Raw genomic sequence first — 17,091 nt, forward strand, 5'->3', positions numbered from 1 at the left:
GCGCTGGCGCGCCGCGCCCTCCCGCCAATGGGGCCGGCCTATCACGGTTGCCCCGCTCGCGGCGCTCCCGTGGCACAATCGACGCGCGATGGCCCCTCCCGCGCGTTATGATGAGCACCGCCTGCTGATCCGCGATGGCTGGCGCCACTACCGCCCGCGCTACGCGCTGGCGGAGGTCTACGCCGGGCTGCTGCTGCTCGTCGGCCTGATGGCCGTCGCGATCTGGGTGCTCTGGAAAGGCGCTCATCCGGATTCAGAGCTGCTCGCCGTCGGCGCCGCCTTGCTCGAGGGGGAGCCCGCGCGCCCCGTGGCCGGCGCCCGCGCGGCCGCCCCGGCTGCGGGCGCTTCGCGCGGCAGGCTGCCGCAGGGCCTCGCGGCGCCGGGTTGGCGCGAGCAGCGTCTCGCGCACTACGGGGTCGACAACCTCTACGAGAAGATCAACGGGCGCGCCGACTACTTCAAGAGCTTCGGGTTTCGTCGCCTGAGCTGGGTCGCGCTGATCGCCGACGCACCCCTCGTGGCCAGCGTCGACCTCGAGCTCTACGACCTCGGCAGCGCCGCCAACGCGATCGGCGCCTTCGCCGGGGAGCGGCCGGCCGAGGCCAGCGTCCGGCGGATCGGGCCCGGCCTGGCCTACGACGCGCCGAACGCGCGCTTCCTCACCCACGGGCGCTACTACCTGCGGGCCCTCGGCAGTGACGCCAGCGTGGCCGTCGGCGCCGCGCTCGACCATCTGGCCCAGCGCCTGCGCCGGGCGCTGCCGGGGGAGCCCCTTCCCTGGGCCTACGCGCTCTTCGTCGAGGCCCTCGGCCTCGACCTCGCGCGCTTGACCTACCTGCGCGAGAACGCCTTCTCCTTCGGCTTCGCCCGCGAGGTCTGGACCGCACGGCTCGACGCCGAGGCCGAGCTCTTCGTCGCGCGCAGGGCGGACGCGGCGCAGGCGCGCGCCTTCGCGGCGCAGTTGACGGCGGGCTTCGCCAGCTACGGGACGCCGCGCGGGCAGGCCGAGGGCGTGAGGTGGATCGCCGACCGCTACCTGAATACGCTGGCCGGCGCCACGAGCGCGGGGGTCTGGGTGCTCGGTGTACGCGGCGCCGCCGATCGCGCGGCGGCGCTCGCGGCCCTGCGGCGCCTGCGCGCGGCCCTGCTGGCGCTGGCGCAGGAGAGCATTGCCGATGGCTGACGCGCAGCGAGGCCCTGACGCCGATCGCGCGGCCGCACGCCGCGCCTTCTTGAAGCAGGCGGGCGCCGCCGCCGGGATCGCCGCGCTCTGGGGCTGGACCACTCTGGCGCCGCCGGGCTGGCCGCTCGCCCTGCGTGACCCGGACGGTGAGCGGGGCAAGCCCCGGCCGCGCGCCCACCGCCTCCCTGCCGCTGGCTTCGCGGTGGCCGCGGCGCCGACGGCGGCGCGCCTCGGCGTCGCGCACGGCACGCGGGTCGAGGCGATGCTGCGCTACGCCGTCGACGCGATCGGCGGCATCGGCCACTACGTGCAGCGCGGCGACGTCGTGCTGATCAAGCCCAACGTCGCCTTCGAGCGGCCGGCGGCGCTGGCCGCGACGACCCAGCCCGAGTTATTGGCCGCGCTCGTGCGCCTCGTCCGTGAGGCCGGGGCCGCCGAGGTGCGCGTCGCCGACAACCCGATCGAATCGCCCGAGAGCTGCTTCGCGCGCAGCGGCATCGGCGCCGCCGCGCAGGCCGCAGGGGCGCGCGTCTACCTGCCGACGCGCAGCGACTTCGAGCTGCTCGAGACGCCCGGCGCGACGTGGATCGCGCGCTGGCCCTTCTTCTGGCGTCCGTTTATCGGGGTGACGAAGGTCATCGGCGTGGCGCCGACCAAGGACCACAACCTCTGCCGGGCCTCGCTGACGACCAAAAACTGGTACGGCTTGCTCGGCGGCCGGCGCAATCAGTTCCATCAGGACATCCACGGCATCATCGCCGACCTGGCGTTGATGCTGCGCCCGACCTTCGTCGTCCTCGATGGCACGCGGGTGCTCTTTCGCGGTGGACCGACCGGGGGCAACCTCAGCGACGTCCGCGCCGGTCAAACCCTCGTCGCCTCGACCGACTCGCTCGCCGCCGATGCCTGCGGCTGGGATATGCTGCTGGATCGCCGCGCCGAGCCGCTGCCGGGCTACTTCGCCCTGGCTGCCGCCCGCGGGCTCGGCCAACCGCGCTGGCGCTCGTTGCACGTCAAGGAGGCACGCCTCGGATGAGCGAAGCGCCGGCCAATAAGGGGTTCTTCGCGCGCAACGCCGATGGCACGCCGTGGGTCGCGCGCAGGCTCCGCCTGACCGTCTGGCGCACCTTCACGCAGGGCTTCTTCCTCGCGCTCTTCTTCTTCCTGCTCTGGACCGCGTGGTTCAGTCGCCTGGGCGGCTATCCCGTCTCGCTCTTCCTCGAGCTCGATCCCCTGGTCACCTTCGCCACCGCGCTCTCGACGCATACGGTCTATCGCTGGCTCTGGCGCAGCCTCTGGATCGTCGTGCCGACGCTCCTGCTCGGTCGCGTCTTCTGCGGCTGGATCTGCCCCTACGGCAGCCTGCACCAGCTCGTCGGCTGGCTGTTCAACATCCGCACCAATCGGATGAAGCTCGAGCGCAATCGCTACCGCCAAAGCTACCAGCTCAAGTACCTGCTGCTGACGGTCTTCGTCGTGCTCGCCGGCTTCGGCGCGCTGCAGATCGGCCTGCTCGATCCGATCTGTCTGCTGGCGCGCTCGACCACGGTCGCGCTCTTCTCGGCCTTCGACAGCGCCCTGCCCGCGAGCCTCGCCGGCCTCGCCTCGGCGCCCGGCACCGTGGAGCCCCGCGTCTTCACCGCGGCCTGGGTCATCGGGCTGCTGCTCGTGGGGCTGGTCGGGCTGAACCTGCTCATCCCGCGCTTCTTCTGCCGCGTGCTCTGTCCGCTCGGCGCCTTTCTCGGCCTGCTCTCGCGCTTCGCGCTCTGGCGCATCGATCGCGACCTGACCCGCTGCACCGACTGCGATCTCTGCCTGCGCCACTGCGAGGGCGCCTCCGACCCGCAGGCGGCGTTGCGCAAGAGCGAGTGCTTCGTCTGCTTCAACTGCCTCGATGATTGCCCCGAGGACGCGCTGCGCTTTCGTCTCCCGGCGCTGTCGGCCGCTCGCCGGCCCGCTGGCTCGCGCGCCGCGGCTGCCGCCACCCTCGGCGCTCCTGCCGTGATCTCCAAGCGCGCCGCGACCGAGCAGCGCGCCCCGGCCGTCGCGCGGCGCCGCGTCTTGCTCGCGGCCGCCGCCGCCGCGCTGAGCTTTCCCTTCTTGCGCCGCTCGAAGGCCGTCAGCGCCCGTGGCTTTTCGCCCAAGGCCCTGCGCCCGCCCGGCAGCGTCGCGGAGCAGGCGTTCCTCGCGCGCTGCATCAAGTGCGACCAGTGCCTGCGCGTCTGCCCGACCAACGTCCTGCAGCCCGCGACCTTCGCCGAGGCGGGTCTGGAGGGCCTCTGGGCGCCGGTGATGGACTTCCGCGTCGGCTTCTGCCAGCTCAATTGCACGCTCTGCAGCGAGGTCTGCCCGACCGGGGCGATTCAGAAGCTCAGCCGTGATCGCAAGCTCGGTCGTGGCACGTACGCCGCCGCGGGGCCCCTGCGGCTGGGCACGGCCTTCTTCGATCGCGGGCGCTGTCTGCCCTGGGCGATGGAGACACCCTGCGTCGTCTGCGAGGAGGTCTGCCCCGTCAGCCCCAAGGCCATCGGCGCCTACGAGGAGACGATCACGCGCTGGGATGGCCAGCGCGTCGCGCTGCGCAGGCCCTACCTGCGGCCGGAGCTCTGCATCGGCTGCGGCCTTTGTGAGCACGAATGTCCGGTGATCGACCAGCCCGCGGTCTACGTCACCGCCGTGGGCGAGACGCGCGCCAAGGACCGATCGCTGCTGCTCGGCAGTCATCGCGGCGGCGCGGCGCGACCGTAAGGGCGCGAGACGCGCGCCAAGGAGGGAGCCCGATGCAGCGAGACGACGACGACGAGGCAGAGCGAGGCGCGCTGACGCGGCGCGAGCTGATCAGGCGCGGTGGCGCGGCGGGGGCGGCGCTGGTGCTGGGCGGCGCGAGCCTGGCCCTCGGCGCCGACGCCGCCGAGGCCGCGCGGCGGGCGGCGAGCAGCGCGCGACGCGCGGTCGAGCGGGTGCCGCGGCGAGCCCTCGGCCGCACGGGCGAGCAGGTCCCCATCCTGCTGATGGGCGGGGCGATGATGTTCGACCCGCACTTCGACCCCAAGCTCGCCGAGGCCCTGCGCTGGGGCGTGGACTACTTCGACACCGCCGACTGCTACGCCGGGGGCAGCAGCGAGACGGCGATCGGCGCCTTCCACGCGCGCGCCAAGGTTCGCGACAAGCTCTGGATCACCAGCAAGAGCGACGAGCACGAGCCCGAGGGCTTCACGCGGACGCTCGAGCGCAGCCTGCGCCGGCTGCGCACCGATCACGTCGAAATGTACTTCCTCCACATGCTCCAGCGCCCCGAGCTGCTCAGCCGCGAGCTCAAGGCCACCGTCGAGCGCCTGCGCAAGGCCGGCAAGCTGAAGCACTTCGGCTTCTCCTGTCACCACGGCAACGTCGCCGAGCTGCTGCAACACGCGGCGAAGCTCGGCTGGGTCGAGGCCGTGATGTTCCGCTACAACTTTCGCAACTACGGCGACGCGGCGCTGAACCGCGCGATCGACGCTTGCGTCAAGGCGGGGGTCGGCCTGATCGCGATGAAGACCCAGGGCTCGTCGCTCTCCTTCGAGGCGCGCTGGCAGCGCTTCGAGCAAAGGGGTAAGTGGACCCGGCAGCAGGCCGTGCTCAAGGCGGTCTGGGCGGACGAGCGCATCAGCGCCGCCGTCTCGCACATGGATAGCTTCGAGAAGCTGCGCGCCAACATCGCCGCGGCCCTCGACCGCAGCAAGCTCGGCGCCGCAGAACACGAGGCCCTCGAGCGCTACGCCAGCGCGACGCGGGCGCTCGCCTGCGATGGCTGCGACCACCACTGCGGTGCCGCGCTGGCCGCGCCCCAGGCCATCGGCGATACGCTGCGCGCGCTGATGTACCATGACGTCTACGGCGAGCCGGCGCGTGCCCGCGCCACCGTCGCCCGCCTCGCGGCCACCGGCCGCCCTTTCGCCGGCCTCGACCTCCAGGCCGCCACCGCGGCCTGCCCCCACGGCCTCGACCTCCAGGCGCTACTCGGCCGCGCCGCCCAGGTCTTGGGGTAGAGTGCGCGGCGGCTGGATTGGTGGCCTTGTTCTTGCGTTCAGCTGCGGGTCCCGGCGCTGGCGAGCTTGCCGGAGGGGTTGTTCGCCGCGCGAGGGGCGCTGTGGTCGACGCCTTCGTGTGGAGGCTGCGGTGCTCGCCGTTGCGGTCTTCTTGCGGAGTGCGGGGGGTGCGTAGTGAAGGTTCCTTCGGGTAGGGCCGCTCCTTCGGGCAGGGCGGCAGGGGGCCGGTGTGGGCCGCTGCGCGCGGGCGTCGGCTGGGCGATCCTCCTCGCCGTCCTGAGCTTTGCGCCGCGCCCTGCCGCCGCTGACGCGACGGCCACGGCTGGCACCGGCCCCGCCCAAGGCGCCTGGCGCGCTCGCGTCGAGCAGTACAGGAGCAGCTTCCAGCGCTATCGCGCGGCGCGACGTTTGGCCCATCGAGCAATCGCCGTGGGTCGCGAGCTGGCCAGGGCTGGGGTGAGGCCCAAGCTCGACGCCGCGCGGCACGACACGCTGGTCACGCATCAGAGGGCCCTGTTGGTGCCGGCCGGGATCGCGGCGCTATCCATCGGCGCCCACGCTCTGCTTCCCGGCGTCTACTGGTTCTGGCAGGCGCTCGTCAGTTCAGCGCTGCGTGGAGCCCTCTGGGGCACGGTAGGCCTCTCGGTGCTCACCGGCAGCGGCGTCGCCAGTGACTACCTGACGGTGGTGCACGCGGAAGCGCACCGCTCGCCCTCTCCGGCAACCGGAGCGGGTGAGGCATCAGCGGAAGCCGAGCCCACCGCTCGGGCCTGGGCGGCGAAGGTCGAGGCCTTGGTTTCCGGCCATGAGGAGCGTGCTCTGAAGCCGGAGCCAACCGCCGAGCAGGCAGAGGGCCCGCCGAGGCCGCCCTCCGTCGTCACGGACCCCGGCCTCAGCTGGCTGCTCTCGAAAGACTTCCGCCAGGGGTGGCGCGCGGCGCGGACCTACGCCGAGCGTGCTCGCGCCGCGGCGGCTCCCGCGGGAGAGGCCGCCGCGCCCGGCCGCACGCCCAATTATCGTGCGGAAAACGCGCCCCGCCTGGTGGGCCGCGCCGTCGGCTTTGGTTTCTTGGGCATCGCGGCGCTCGATGCGGCCACGATCGCCTTCGTCCTCGTCGCGCCGATCCACTGGTATGTCGGCTTCGCAATGGCCAAGTCGGCCGTGTTGGGGAGCGCCTTCGTGGCCATGTCGCTCAGGGCCGGGCGCGCAAGGCGCGAGTACGAGGCCGCGGCGACGATCCTGGCCAGCGAGGATCTCGCCATTAAGGATCTCCCCAATGGGGAGCAGCGCAGCCGCGAAGAGGGCCTGTCGGAGCAGGATCAAGCCGAGCTCCGCGCCTGGGCCCAGACGCGTGTGGCGCCGCGGCCGGAGCGCGCCACCCTCCTCGAAAAACTTGGCGCGTGGTACGCGAAGCTCGTGACCAAGAACGACGCCGACGCCGCTCAGCTCCGCGAGCTGATGAAGCTCTCCTCGCCCTAGCGAGATCCATGATCCAAGAGGCGCTGCCTTCACGCGGTCACGCCGTGGATCTGCGCGGCCGTGCGGCGTCGGCAGGCCCGCCGCCGTGCCAGCAAGCAGGCCGCTGGTGGGCTGGGCGCCGAAAAGACTGACTACCTCGCTAGCCACCTACCGCTCAGCGGGTCTCCGATAATCGGTCTGCGACTCCCCGCGCAGTCGCAGACCGATCCAAAACCCTCACTCCTACAAGCCGTTATCGTATCGTTGACAGTCGGCACGCGCTGTGCTCCTCTGCATGAAGAGCAATGTAGTTTACATAAGTGTAGTTCAATATACGTATTTGTAGGATAATAAAATACACGCAGGTACTTTTCAGCATGGAGCTCACCACGGGGCCGAAGGAGGCCTGATGGTGTCGGATCTTGGGGGGAAGCACGTGAATTGTCCAATGCTTGGCTTCTATCGAGGTAGTGCAGCGCTGGCCGCCGATGAGGGGATTCCCGCTCGAGCTGGCGCACCGAGGCGAGGCGGGCCCTCGGGCGTCGGAGGGCTGATTGGGTGGCAACAGTCATTGCGCCGCGCGGCCGCTGGCGCAGGCCTGGCGGCAGCCCTTGCGCTGATCCTTGGACTTGGGAATGGTCGCGCATGGGCCGACACGACGGGTCGTGCCGGAGGGACTCGCCTTGAAAGGAGGGGCGGTGAGGAAAGCGACAGCGGCGGCGGCGGCTCGGTTGCCGGCGATTCACCTGCCCGCGCTAGGTCTGACGACGCTACGTCTGACCAGGCTAGGCCTGTCGCTCGCGAGCCGTCGCCCGGCAACCCCGGACAGAATGACGAGGCAACTGACGCTCAGCCGCCCGCCGGAAGGGCAAGCGCAAAGCGTCCCCCGAGACGCGGCCGCCCGGCGCACGCTCGGGCTGCCGCCCCAGCCGCAGGCGCGGCTACCCCCGCCCAGCCTACTGGAGCTGCACCCGAGTTCGCCATGATGGTCTTTGAATCGATCTACTTTGGGCAGCCGGGCCCCGACGGGCAGCCGGGCCCCGACGGGACGTCCGAAAGACTCCGGCTGAAGGACCCGGTCCTTGGACTCCCACCGGTCGTGGTCGCCAGAGACCTTGACTGGGGGATGGTGAGGGACGTTCTGGGCGCGTCTCTCAGTCCTACGGGTCGTACGGACGGCACTCGGCAAGCGGTACCCTTCCTTGACGGCCCCGTGCGGCTCGTGAAGGTGGCCATCGACGGGAGGATGTCAGGGGAGGAGCGGGAGGCGCTTACCGCCAAAATCAGCCAAATCTTCAAGGCCAGAGCGGCCCAACCGAACAACGCGCAAGCCCTGCAGGTCGAGCTTGTACCGGCGCAGGTCGCTGGCGTTACCAGACACTCGATTAGTCGAGCGATCAGGGAAGAGGCTAACGCACCGCAAAGAAATCGCGAGCATGCCCGTCGCCTGGTCTCGACGACGGGTGAGCGGATTCGCGCTTCAGCGAGCGCTATGCCTGCGAACCTGGCAGCGATTCCGGGCGCGGTGGCAAACGCCGCGAGTGGTGCCGCCCAGGCGGCGCTTCACCCGCGAGCCTGGTGGGCGGAGAAGCAGGCGGGCGCTGCACAGCAGCGCAACGAGGCCTTCGGCGCTGTCTGGGGCTTTGGCTGGACACTTGTCGACGTTGGGCTTTGGCTCGGGGTCGTGGGTGGCGGGCCGGGTGTGACGGCTTTTGCGCTCTCGATGGGGCTGAATCACATCTGGAGCGTCTGGCCCAACCAACTCAACGACGCCTTCGCCTACGGCGCGTGGACGCGGATCCTCTTCGGCACCGAAGGCGGCACGAGGACCTATGCTGCCAACGACCTGCTGATGGAGCACTTTGGCCTGGGGCCCGCCTTCAGCGGCGGGGCGCAAGCCGCAAAGAAGACCATCGCCGGGAAACTTGGCCTGAGCATGGAGGACGTCGACGCAATTGTGACGTTTCCAGCTCAGGTTCGCGCCGTGGGAGGTTCCGGTGCAACCGAGACGCTCACGGTTCAGCTCAATATCGGCGAAATACGTAAGCGTCGCGCGGAAGCCCACGCGGCGATGGCCGCCCAATCCAGCGAACATCGCGGGGGCCTTGCCGAGGTTCTCGCCGCCGCAGGCGGCGACAAGTGGGAGGCTGTGCAATCCGAGTCCAAAGGGGCAGCGACAGCCGAGGACAAGCGCTGGGCCGGCCTCGAGCGGGCGGTTGAGGCCATCAAGCGGGTCGACGACCAGGCCAACGAGCTCGGGCGGGCGGTCGCAGCGAGCAGTGGAGCGACTGAGCGCAATCCCTGGAAACGGATCGGTGTCTGGATCGAGGGCAGTGCGCTCAGAAAGGGGCAGATCGCTCACCTCGCTAACGGCTCGTTTTGGATGCTCGCCTTCTTGGAACTCTCGTACATGGGCGGGCTCAGTTCCTTCGGAGCGCTATCGCTGCCGGCGCTCGCAATTGTGGCGACCGCCGTTCCCGCCAGCCTGATCTGCTCCTCGGGCTTCTGGGGCTCGCAGGTCATGAATCGCCAGCACCTCGTCACCTCGCAGGGGCGTTGGGTCTTCAGCCTCGTCGGCGACACGTTTTTCCGCATCAACGCGAAGATCGCGCAGACGGGCAACCTCTGGCTCTGGGCGGCGGCCATGGCCAGCGAATTTGGGTGGGCGGGCTATCGCTTTGCCAACGGGTTGGTAGGTCAGCGTGAGGGACCACCGCAGGGTGTTGTGGCACTCCTCACCGGCCTTGGACGGGTGGTCCGCGCCGAGGCGAGCCCAGGCAACAGAGCGGATGGCGACAACTCTTGCGGGGTCGTCGCGCTGGTGCACGCGAGCGCTGTCCAGCCGGACCCGCAAGTCCTTCAAGCGGACCCCATCTTCAGCCAGATTAGAGATGCACCGGAGAGGGAGCGTGTGGCCGAGAGGGTCGCCGGATATGTCGCTGCGGATGCCCTCTACCGGTTGGGTGTTGAAACGGTGGGACGCGGGACGCCCTTGGTCCCTCTGGGCGAGCAGGAAGGCCGTGCGCTGGCGAGAATGTCGCAGGGAAAGCTAACCAACCCCGAGCGGGCGCGGCAAGCAGCCTGGGTTGAGCGGCTGACGCCGCAGAGCGCGATCCCTACCCACAGAACACTCTGGGCGGCGCGCGCTAAACGCGTCGGTCAAGCGATCAGGGGAGAGCTTGGGCGCTTGCGGACTCCAACAGTGCCTTGGACGCCCGCTTTCGGTGGCGCCGCTCCCTGAGCGTTGCGCGTCGGATCGTCGGTCTCGGCGCCACATTCGGCCTCGGCGCTGGCCTACTGTCCTCCGAATCAGCGCCGGCGTAGGCGCGAACCTCGCTTCAGCCTGCTGCGTGCCTCGGTATTGCGGGCTGACCATGGCTTGTGGCGTCGATGCGCTCCGTTCCCCACGCGCTCGCCAATTCTCCGGCTGGCCCCATCTGGCTGGCCCCATCTGGCTGGCCCCATCTGCACGACGCCCTGGTGCGTCAGGCGGACGCGCGGTCGGGGGCCTGTTTGACACGCCTAGGGGCGATCGCTATCGTCGGCGGCCTGGAGTGTGAGCATCGCGCTTCGGGGCGCGTTCGGCTGAAGCGCGCAAGGAGGGCTGCCGTGGGTATTGGCGTCGTGGCTCGCTTGTACAACCTCTGGCGGGGCTTTCTTAGCCTTTGGGTCTCCGACCTCGAGAAGGGGCATCCGGAGATCGCCTATGAGAATGCGATCAACGGGATGGTGGAGAAGTTCGCGGCGCTGAAGAAGGCTACCGCGAGCATCATCCGGCGGCGCGACGAGCTGACCGCGCGGCTCGAGAGCGCCCGCCAGGAGCAGCAGCAGGTCGGGGTAGACTTGACGGCCGCGTTGGCGACCGACCAGAAGGACCTGGGCGTGGTGCTGATTCAGAAGCAGCAGGCCCTGCTCCAGCAGCTGGCGGAGATCGAGGGCGAGCTCGGTCAGGCGAGCAGCGATGCCGAGGGTGCCAAGGCCAGCCTGCTGCAGGTGCAGAGCGAGATCGGCAAGCTCAAGGCCGAGAAGGACCGGATGCTGGCCAAGCTCGCCAGCGCCCAGGCGCGGATGCGGATCCAAGACCAACTCGAAGGGCTCTCGGTCGACGCCGAGGTCAAGGCGCTCGAGGGCGTGCGCGACCATATCAAGACGGTGGTGGCCGAGGCCAACCTCGGTCAGGAGCTGGGCAACAGCGACCTCGACACGCGCCTGGCCAAGCTCCGGCAGTCGGCCGGCGCGGTGACCGCTGGCGACGAGTGGGAGAAGCTCAAGGCCACGCGCGCGCAGAGCGCCCAGCGCACGCTCTAGCGCTGCACCGAACCATCAAGCTCGCCACGGCCGCGGCGGCGCGGCCCCGCGCTGATCGAGGGAATCCATGAAGCTGACGCCCTTTGCCAAGGTCTTTGTCACGCTGATCGTCTTGGCCGTGCTGGCCTACGTCGGCTACACGCGCTTCAGCGGGCAGGTGCGCAATTGGGCCACCGAGGGGCGCAGCAGCGAGGCGCCCGTGGTCGGCGTCGCCGCGAAGGCCGCCGATGCGGTGTCGAAGGGCGACTTCGCGGCCTTGGGGCAAGCTCCCGCCGACCCCGCGCGCCACGCGACGGCCGCCGGCGTGACCGTGGCCACAGTCGGCGGCGGTCGGCTGGCGCGCCCGTTGGTGGTGGGTATCAACACCTGGGCCGGACACGCGCCTGGCGTGGTCTTCAACCGCGGGATGGAGCCGAACGCGCGCTCGCTCTTCAGCAAGCAGCTCGGTCTGGCGGTGAAGTTCGTGCTCATCGAGGATCCGGCGGCCAAGCTCGCCGCCTTCAAGAAGGGCGACCTCGACCTGATGTGGGATACGGTCGACAACTGGGCGCGCGAGGCCTCGCTTCTCAGCGAGAGCGCGGTCGCCGCCAAGTCGATCATCTTGCAGGACTGGAGCCGCGGCGGCGACGGCATCGTGGCGCTCGCCTCGATTAAATCGGTCGAGGACCTGCGCGGCAAGACGATCGCTTGTACGCAGTTCACGCCCTCGCACTTCCTGCTGCTCTTCCTCCTCAGCCAGTCGGGCCTCGGCAGCGAGGAACGCGCCGCGATCGAGAAGGGGCTGATCTTCACGCAGGACGCCCCGGCGGCGGCGGCGATGTTCAAGGCCAAGCGCGTCGACGCGGCCGTGACCTGGGAGCCCGATCTCTCCGGTGCGGTGGCCGCGCGCGGCGCGGAGGCCCATGTCCTGATCTCGACGACGGCGGCGACGCACGTCATCGCCGACACGTTGGTCGCGCGGCAGGCGCTGATCGAGCAGGCGCCGGCGAGCCTGCAGGCCTTCGTGCAGGGCTGGCTGCAGGGCATCGAGCTGCTGCGCGACGATCCCGTCGCCAGCCAGCTGATCGTCGGTGACGCGCTCAAGCTCGACGCCGAGACGGTCAGCGGCATGCTCTCCGGCCTCAAGCTGACGCCCTATGCCGACAACGCCGCGTTCTACGGGCTGAGCGGCGGGCGCTCGCACTTCGCGACGCTCTTCGATACGGCGTTCATCATCTGGCGCAAGAAGGGCCTCGTGACCCGGCCGGTCAACGCCAAGGATTGGGTCGACACGCGCTTCCTGCAGAGCCTCGCCGCGCGCTACACCGGCCAGCAGGTGGTCGAGCCCAAGCTCGCGGCCAAGGCCCCGTCGTTGAAGGATCGGGCGATCATCAACAAGACGATGCAGATCCACTTCACGCCCGGCTCCGACACGATCATGGAGGGCAGCGAGTTCGTGCTCGATGCGCTGGGCGAGACGATGGTGGCCTTCGGCGCCACCTACCTGCGGGTCGAGGGCAACACCGACGCCACCGGCGGCGCCGCGGTCAATCTCTCGCTCTCGCAGCGGCGGGCAGTGGCGGTGCGCAACTACCTGCTGCGCGAGTTCCCCTCGCTGCAGGCCGCGCGCTTCCAGACCATCGGCCATGGCGAGAGGCAGCCGGTCGCCAGCAACGAGACCGAGGCCGGACGGCAGCTCAACCGCCGTACGGACATCAAGGTCATCCTCGCGGCGCCGTGAGCGCGGTCCGCGCGCGCAAGTCGCTCACTCGACATGCCCTGGGCTGACGACCACTTCTTCGCGCTGCGCGTGCCCGTGCGGCGTTCGCGCCGGCTGCTGCTGGCAGTGGTCTCGCCGGCGCTCGTGCTCGGCGCCTGGTGCCTGCTCTCCTACGGCGGCCTGACCTCGGCCGACTTCCTGCCCTCGCCGACGCAGGTGATCAAGGGCACGCTGCAGCTCTTCATCGAGCACGACCTGGCGCTGGCGATCTGGATCTCGTCGCGTCGCATCTTGATCGCCTTCCTGCTGGCGGCGGCGGTGGCCTTTCCGCTGGGGATTCTGATGGGGGCCTTCGCGCCGATCGAGGCCGTCCTCGAGCCGATCGTGGCGCCGCTGCGCTACATGCCGATCTCGGCCTTCATTCCGCTGCTGATCCTCTGGTTCGGCATCTTCGAGGGGCAGAAGATCGCCTTCCTCTTCCTCGGCACCTTCGTCTTCCTCTTGCCGGTGGTCGTCAGCGCGATCAAGGCAGTGCCCGACGAGCTGGTGCAGACCGCCCGCACGCTGGGTGCCTCGCGCTGGCAGGTGCTCCGCACGGTGCTGGTACCGGCGGCGCTGCCGGAGATCTTCGACTCCTTCCGCGTGATGAACGCGATCGCCTGGACCTACGTCATCCTCGCCGAGGCGGTCAATCCGCAGCATGGCCTGGGCTACATGGTCGAGCTGGCGCGCACGCACAGCAAGCCCTCGTGGAGCTTCGCGGGGCTGGTGGTGATCGGCGGGATCGGGTTGCTGACCGATGCGCTGATCCGCGGCGCGTCGCGGCTGCTCTTCCGCTGGCGCGGGGCCACATGAGCGCGGCCGCCCACCCCAGCCCCAGCCCAGCCACGGCGCCCGGCATGCCGGCCGCCGGCGGTGCTGCGCCCAACACGCCCACGGCCGGCGGCTCGCTTGCAAGGCCACAGCCGAAGCTCGAGCTCGTCGACCTTCACGTCAGCTACCTCACCGCCGCCGGCGGCGCGATCGAGGCGGTCGGCGGCATCGACCTGCAGGTGCCCGACAAACCCGGTTGCGGCGAGATCGTCGTGCTCCTGGGGCCCTCGGGCTGCGGCAAGTCGACCGTGCTCAAGAGCATTGCCGGGCTGCAGCGGCCGACGCGCGGCGAGGTGCGCGCGGGCGGCGAGCCGGTGCGGGGCGTGGGCCGCGATCGCGGCATGGTCTTTCAGCAGTACACCTCCTTCGGCTGGCTGACGGTGGCGGAGAACGTCGGCTACGGGCTGCGCCTGGCGGGGGTGCCGAAGGCAGCACGCCGCGAGCAGGTCGAGCACTACCTGCAGCTCGTGGGGCTCTACGACTACCGGCAGCTCTATCCCAAGAGCCTCTCTGGCGGCATGAAGCAGCGCGTCGCCATCGCGCGCACCCTGATCAACCGCCCGCGGCTGCTCTTGATGGACGAGCCCTTCGGGGCGCTCGACCCGCAGACGCGCTGGGAGATGCAGACCCTGTTGCTGGCGATCGCGCAGCGCGAGGACGCGACGATCGTCCTGGTCACGCACGACGTCGGCGAGGCAGTCTACGTCGGCGATACCTGCTACGTGCTGACGCCGCGGCCGGCGCGCATCGTCGAGCGCCTCGAGGTGCCGAGCTTTGGCGATCGCTCCCCAGCGCTGAAGGCGGCGGCGGAGTTCCGCGCCGTCGAGCAGGCGCTCTTGGCGCGGCTCTATGCGCCCGCGTCGCGGCCGGGCGCGTGAGCAGCGCCAGCGGCCCGCCGCCCGTGACGCCGCGCAGCGCGGGGACCTACGCGCGCCGGCTCTTTCATAACGTCTACAACTACAGCCTGCTCGGCGGGGTCACGGCGGCCGCGTTGCTGACGGGGCAGTGGTGGCTGCTGGCCTTCGGGGCGGGCGCCGAGGTGCTGTGGATGCTCTACGCGCCGGGCTCGAGCGTCCTCCGGCGGCGCATCGACCGCGGGCTCGATGCGCGCGATCGCGAGCTGCTGCAGGCGCGACGGATCGCGCTGGTCGACACGCTGAGCCGGGCCGAGCGCGTGCGCTGCGAGCGGCTGATCAGCCGCGAGGCCGCGATCCGTCGCCTGGCCGAGGATAACCCGCGCTTCGAGCGGACGCTGCTGGTCGGCGAGCTGCGGCGTCTGCGGCAGATCGTCGACGACTTCGTCGAGCTAGCGGCGACGACCGCGCGTTTCCGCAGCTATCTCACGCAGCAGGATTTCGAGGCCATCGAGCACCAGGCGCGCGCCTACGAGCGCCAGGTCAGCCAGGCCGAGGGCCAGGCGCGCACGCTGGCGCAGAAGAACCTCGACGTGGTGCTGCGACGGCAGGAGCGCCTGCGCGAGATCGACGCCTTTGTCCAGCAGAGCGGCGGGCAGCTCGACCTGATCGAGAACACGCTGCACCTGCTCGGCGACCAGATCGTCTCGATGCACAGCCCAGGCGAGCTGACGCATCGCCTCGACGAGCTGGTCGACGGCGTCGAGGCCGTGCGGCAGGCGGCGGGCGTGGCCGAGCAACTGCGCGTCAGCGTAGGACAGGAGGCGTGATGGGCAGCGCAGGCGCGATGGATACGGACGCGGAGGCCAAGGGGCTGCCCGCCTGGGCCAGCGAGCTGCGCCGGCGCTACCTGCGCGGGGAGGTCTACCAGTTCATTCTGCACGGCAACGTGCACGATCTCGTGCTGCACCAGGGGCAGCCGCTGGCGCTGGACGAGTTTCTCTGCAAGGTGCTGCTGGCGCCGAGCCGCGACACCATCGCGCTCTATAACACCGCCACCGGCGTGCGCTTCGCCAAACGGCGCGAGGGCCTCGCGGGGCTCGACGAGCTGCTGCTGAGCCGCAGCCGCGAGCGCGTGCTGCCGGCCCTCGAGCGCCTGCTGCTGACCGAGAGCCGCTTCGCGCTGCTGCTCGAGTACGCCGAGATGCTGGCGCCGGCGGGTGAGCTGGCGCTCTACGGGGAGGGCGACCGCGCCGCGCTGGTGACCCTGCACCGCTGGGCCAGCCTGCCCGCGGTCGAGCGCGCGGATAACCTGATCGTGCTCTTGACGGAGCTCGCCAGCGAGCTGCATCCGCGCCTGGCCCACAATCCGCGGGTGGCCTCGATCGCGCTGCCGCTGCCGGGCCCCGCCGAGCGGCGGGCGCTGATCGCCCACCTGGCGCCGGCGCTCGACGCGGCCGCGCAGGCCACGCTGACCGAGAGCACGGCGGGCCTCAAGCTGGTGCAGATCCGCACCATCCTCGCGCCGCAGGACATCGAGTCAAACGTCGAGCAGCGCAAGCGCTACATCGCCCAGCTCCTCGGTCCGGGCGCCAGCGAGCAGCGCCTCGCGGGGCTGGCGCGCCTGACCAAGGGGATGCCGCCCGACGAGATCCGCGGCCTGGTGGCGCCGGAGCCCACCGCGGAGGCGCCGGGCGCTGGCGAGGCGATCGGCGAGATGGTGGCGCTCGTCGCGCGGCAGAAGCGCGAGCTGATCGAACGCGAGTGCGCGGGGCTGCTGCAGTTCGTCGACGCCAGGCATGGCTTCGACGCCGTCGGCGGGATGGAGGAGGTCAAGCGCGAGCTCGGGCGGGTGGCGCAGGCGATTCGCGCCGGCGACACGGCGCGCGTGCCGATGGGCTTTCTCTTCGTCGGGCCGATGGGCACCGGCAAGACCTTCGTCGCCGAGGCCTTCGCCAAGGAATCGGGACTGACGGCGGTGAAGTTCGGCAGCTTCCGCTCGAAGTGGGTCGGCGCCACCGAGGCCAACCTGCAGCGTATTCTCGACCTGCTGCCGGCGATGGGGCAGGTGCTGGTCTTCATCGATGAGGTCGACCGCGCGCTCGCCGGCGGCAATCCGGGCGCCGACGGTGGGACGGAGAGCCGCGTGATCGCGCGGCTGAAGGAGTTCATGTCCGACGGGCGCAACCGCGGGCGCATCCTCTTCGTGCTGATGACGAACCGACCCGATCTGCTCGACACCGATATCAAGCGCACCGGCCGGCTCGACCGCAAGATCCCCTTCTTCTATCCGCAGACGCCGCAGGAGGTGCAGCCGGTGCTCGGCGCGCTGATCCGACGGCATCGGCTCAGCCCCGACTTCGAGCTGGCGGCGCAGGGCGCGGCGATCCTGGAGCCGCTCGTCGGCTACTCGAACGCCGACCTCGAGGGCGTCGCGCTGCTGGCTGCGTCGCTGGCCGACTCGGCGGGGCGTCGGGACCGGCCGACGCTCGAGGACTTCCAACGGGCCGTCGGCGATTTCCTGCCGGCGCGCGACCTCGAGATGCTGACCTATATGGAGCTGCTGGCGGTCTACGAGGCCTCGAACCGCAGCATGTTGCCGGCGAAGTACGCCGCGCTGACGCCGGACGCGCTGGCCGAGCGGCTGGCGATGGCGCGGGCCAAGGTCGGCCACCGCCGCTAGGGCCG

The 17,091-nt window shown here is 70.5% G+C and carries 12 protein-coding genes; all 12 read left to right on the forward strand.

All coding sequences use genetic code 11. The annotated features are described in order from the left end of the window. The first annotated feature begins 88 nt into the window (after nt 1-88). The 12 genes from IPL40_08955 (at nt 89) to IPL40_09010 (ending at nt 17,086) form a co-directional block, all read left to right on the forward strand. On the forward strand, nt 89-1,183 hold the full coding sequence (locus IPL40_08955) for a hypothetical protein (GenBank protein MBK8481289.1): 1,095 nt from the start codon (nt 89-91) through the stop codon (nt 1,181-1,183). Then, the gene (locus IPL40_08960; protein MBK8481290.1) at nt 1,176-2,219 is read left to right on the forward strand and encodes a DUF362 domain-containing protein; all 1,044 of its coding nucleotides are present in this window, start codon (nt 1,176-1,178) and stop codon (nt 2,217-2,219) included. Before IPL40_08955 ends, IPL40_08960 begins: the two co-directional genes overlap by 8 nt. After that, the gene (locus tag IPL40_08965; protein MBK8481291.1) at nt 2,216-3,931 is read left to right on the forward strand and encodes a 4Fe-4S dicluster domain-containing protein; all 1,716 of its coding nucleotides are present in this window, start codon (nt 2,216-2,218) and stop codon (nt 3,929-3,931) included. Before IPL40_08960 ends, IPL40_08965 begins: the two co-directional genes overlap by 4 nt. A 32-nt stretch (nt 3,932-3,963) precedes the next feature. Next, nucleotides 3,964-5,211, forward strand: coding sequence for an aldo/keto reductase (locus tag IPL40_08970; protein MBK8481292.1), 1,248 nt, complete (start codon nt 3,964-3,966; stop codon nt 5,209-5,211). Between the two features lie 429 nt (nt 5,212-5,640). Further along, nucleotides 5,641-6,690: a hypothetical protein gene (locus IPL40_08975; GenBank protein ID MBK8481293.1), complete on the forward strand. Its 1,050-nt coding sequence runs from the start codon at nt 5,641-5,643 to the stop codon at nt 6,688-6,690. Nucleotides 6,691-7,891: 1,201 nt separating this feature from the next. After that, a complete protein-coding gene (locus IPL40_08980; GenBank protein ID MBK8481294.1) occupies nt 7,892-9,910 on the forward strand; it encodes a hypothetical protein in 2,019 nt (672 codons plus the stop codon). Between the two features lie 149 nt (nt 9,911-10,059). Next, nucleotides 10,060-10,977, forward strand: a complete 918-nt coding sequence (locus IPL40_08985) for a PspA/IM30 family protein (GenBank protein ID MBK8481295.1) — start codon at nt 10,060-10,062, stop codon at nt 10,975-10,977. A gap of 67 nt (nt 10,978-11,044) precedes the next feature. After that, entirely contained in the window at nt 11,045-12,697 is a 1,653-nt protein-coding gene (locus IPL40_08990) for an OmpA family protein (GenBank protein ID MBK8481296.1), read from the forward strand. Between the two features lie 33 nt (nt 12,698-12,730). Next, entirely contained in the window at nt 12,731-13,531 is an 801-nt protein-coding gene (locus IPL40_08995) for an ABC transporter permease (GenBank protein MBK8481297.1), read from the forward strand. A gap of 44 nt (nt 13,532-13,575) precedes the next feature. Continuing rightward, a complete protein-coding gene (locus IPL40_09000) occupies nt 13,576-14,427 on the forward strand; it encodes an ABC transporter ATP-binding protein (GenBank protein ID MBK8481298.1) in 852 nt (283 codons plus the stop codon). After that, on the forward strand, nt 14,424-15,233 hold the full coding sequence (locus IPL40_09005; protein MBK8481299.1) for a hypothetical protein: 810 nt from the start codon (nt 14,424-14,426) through the stop codon (nt 15,231-15,233). The genes IPL40_09000 and IPL40_09005 overlap by 4 nt, the downstream gene beginning before the upstream one ends. Further along, nucleotides 15,233-17,086: an ATP-binding protein gene (locus tag IPL40_09010; GenBank protein MBK8481300.1), complete on the forward strand. Its 1,854-nt coding sequence runs from the start codon at nt 15,233-15,235 to the stop codon at nt 17,084-17,086. The genes IPL40_09005 and IPL40_09010 overlap by 1 nt, the downstream gene beginning before the upstream one ends. Nucleotides 17,087-17,091: the final 5 nt, after the last annotated feature.

The organism is Pseudomonadota bacterium, from assembly GCA_016711215.1.
GTDB lineage: Bacteria > Myxococcota_A > Polyangia.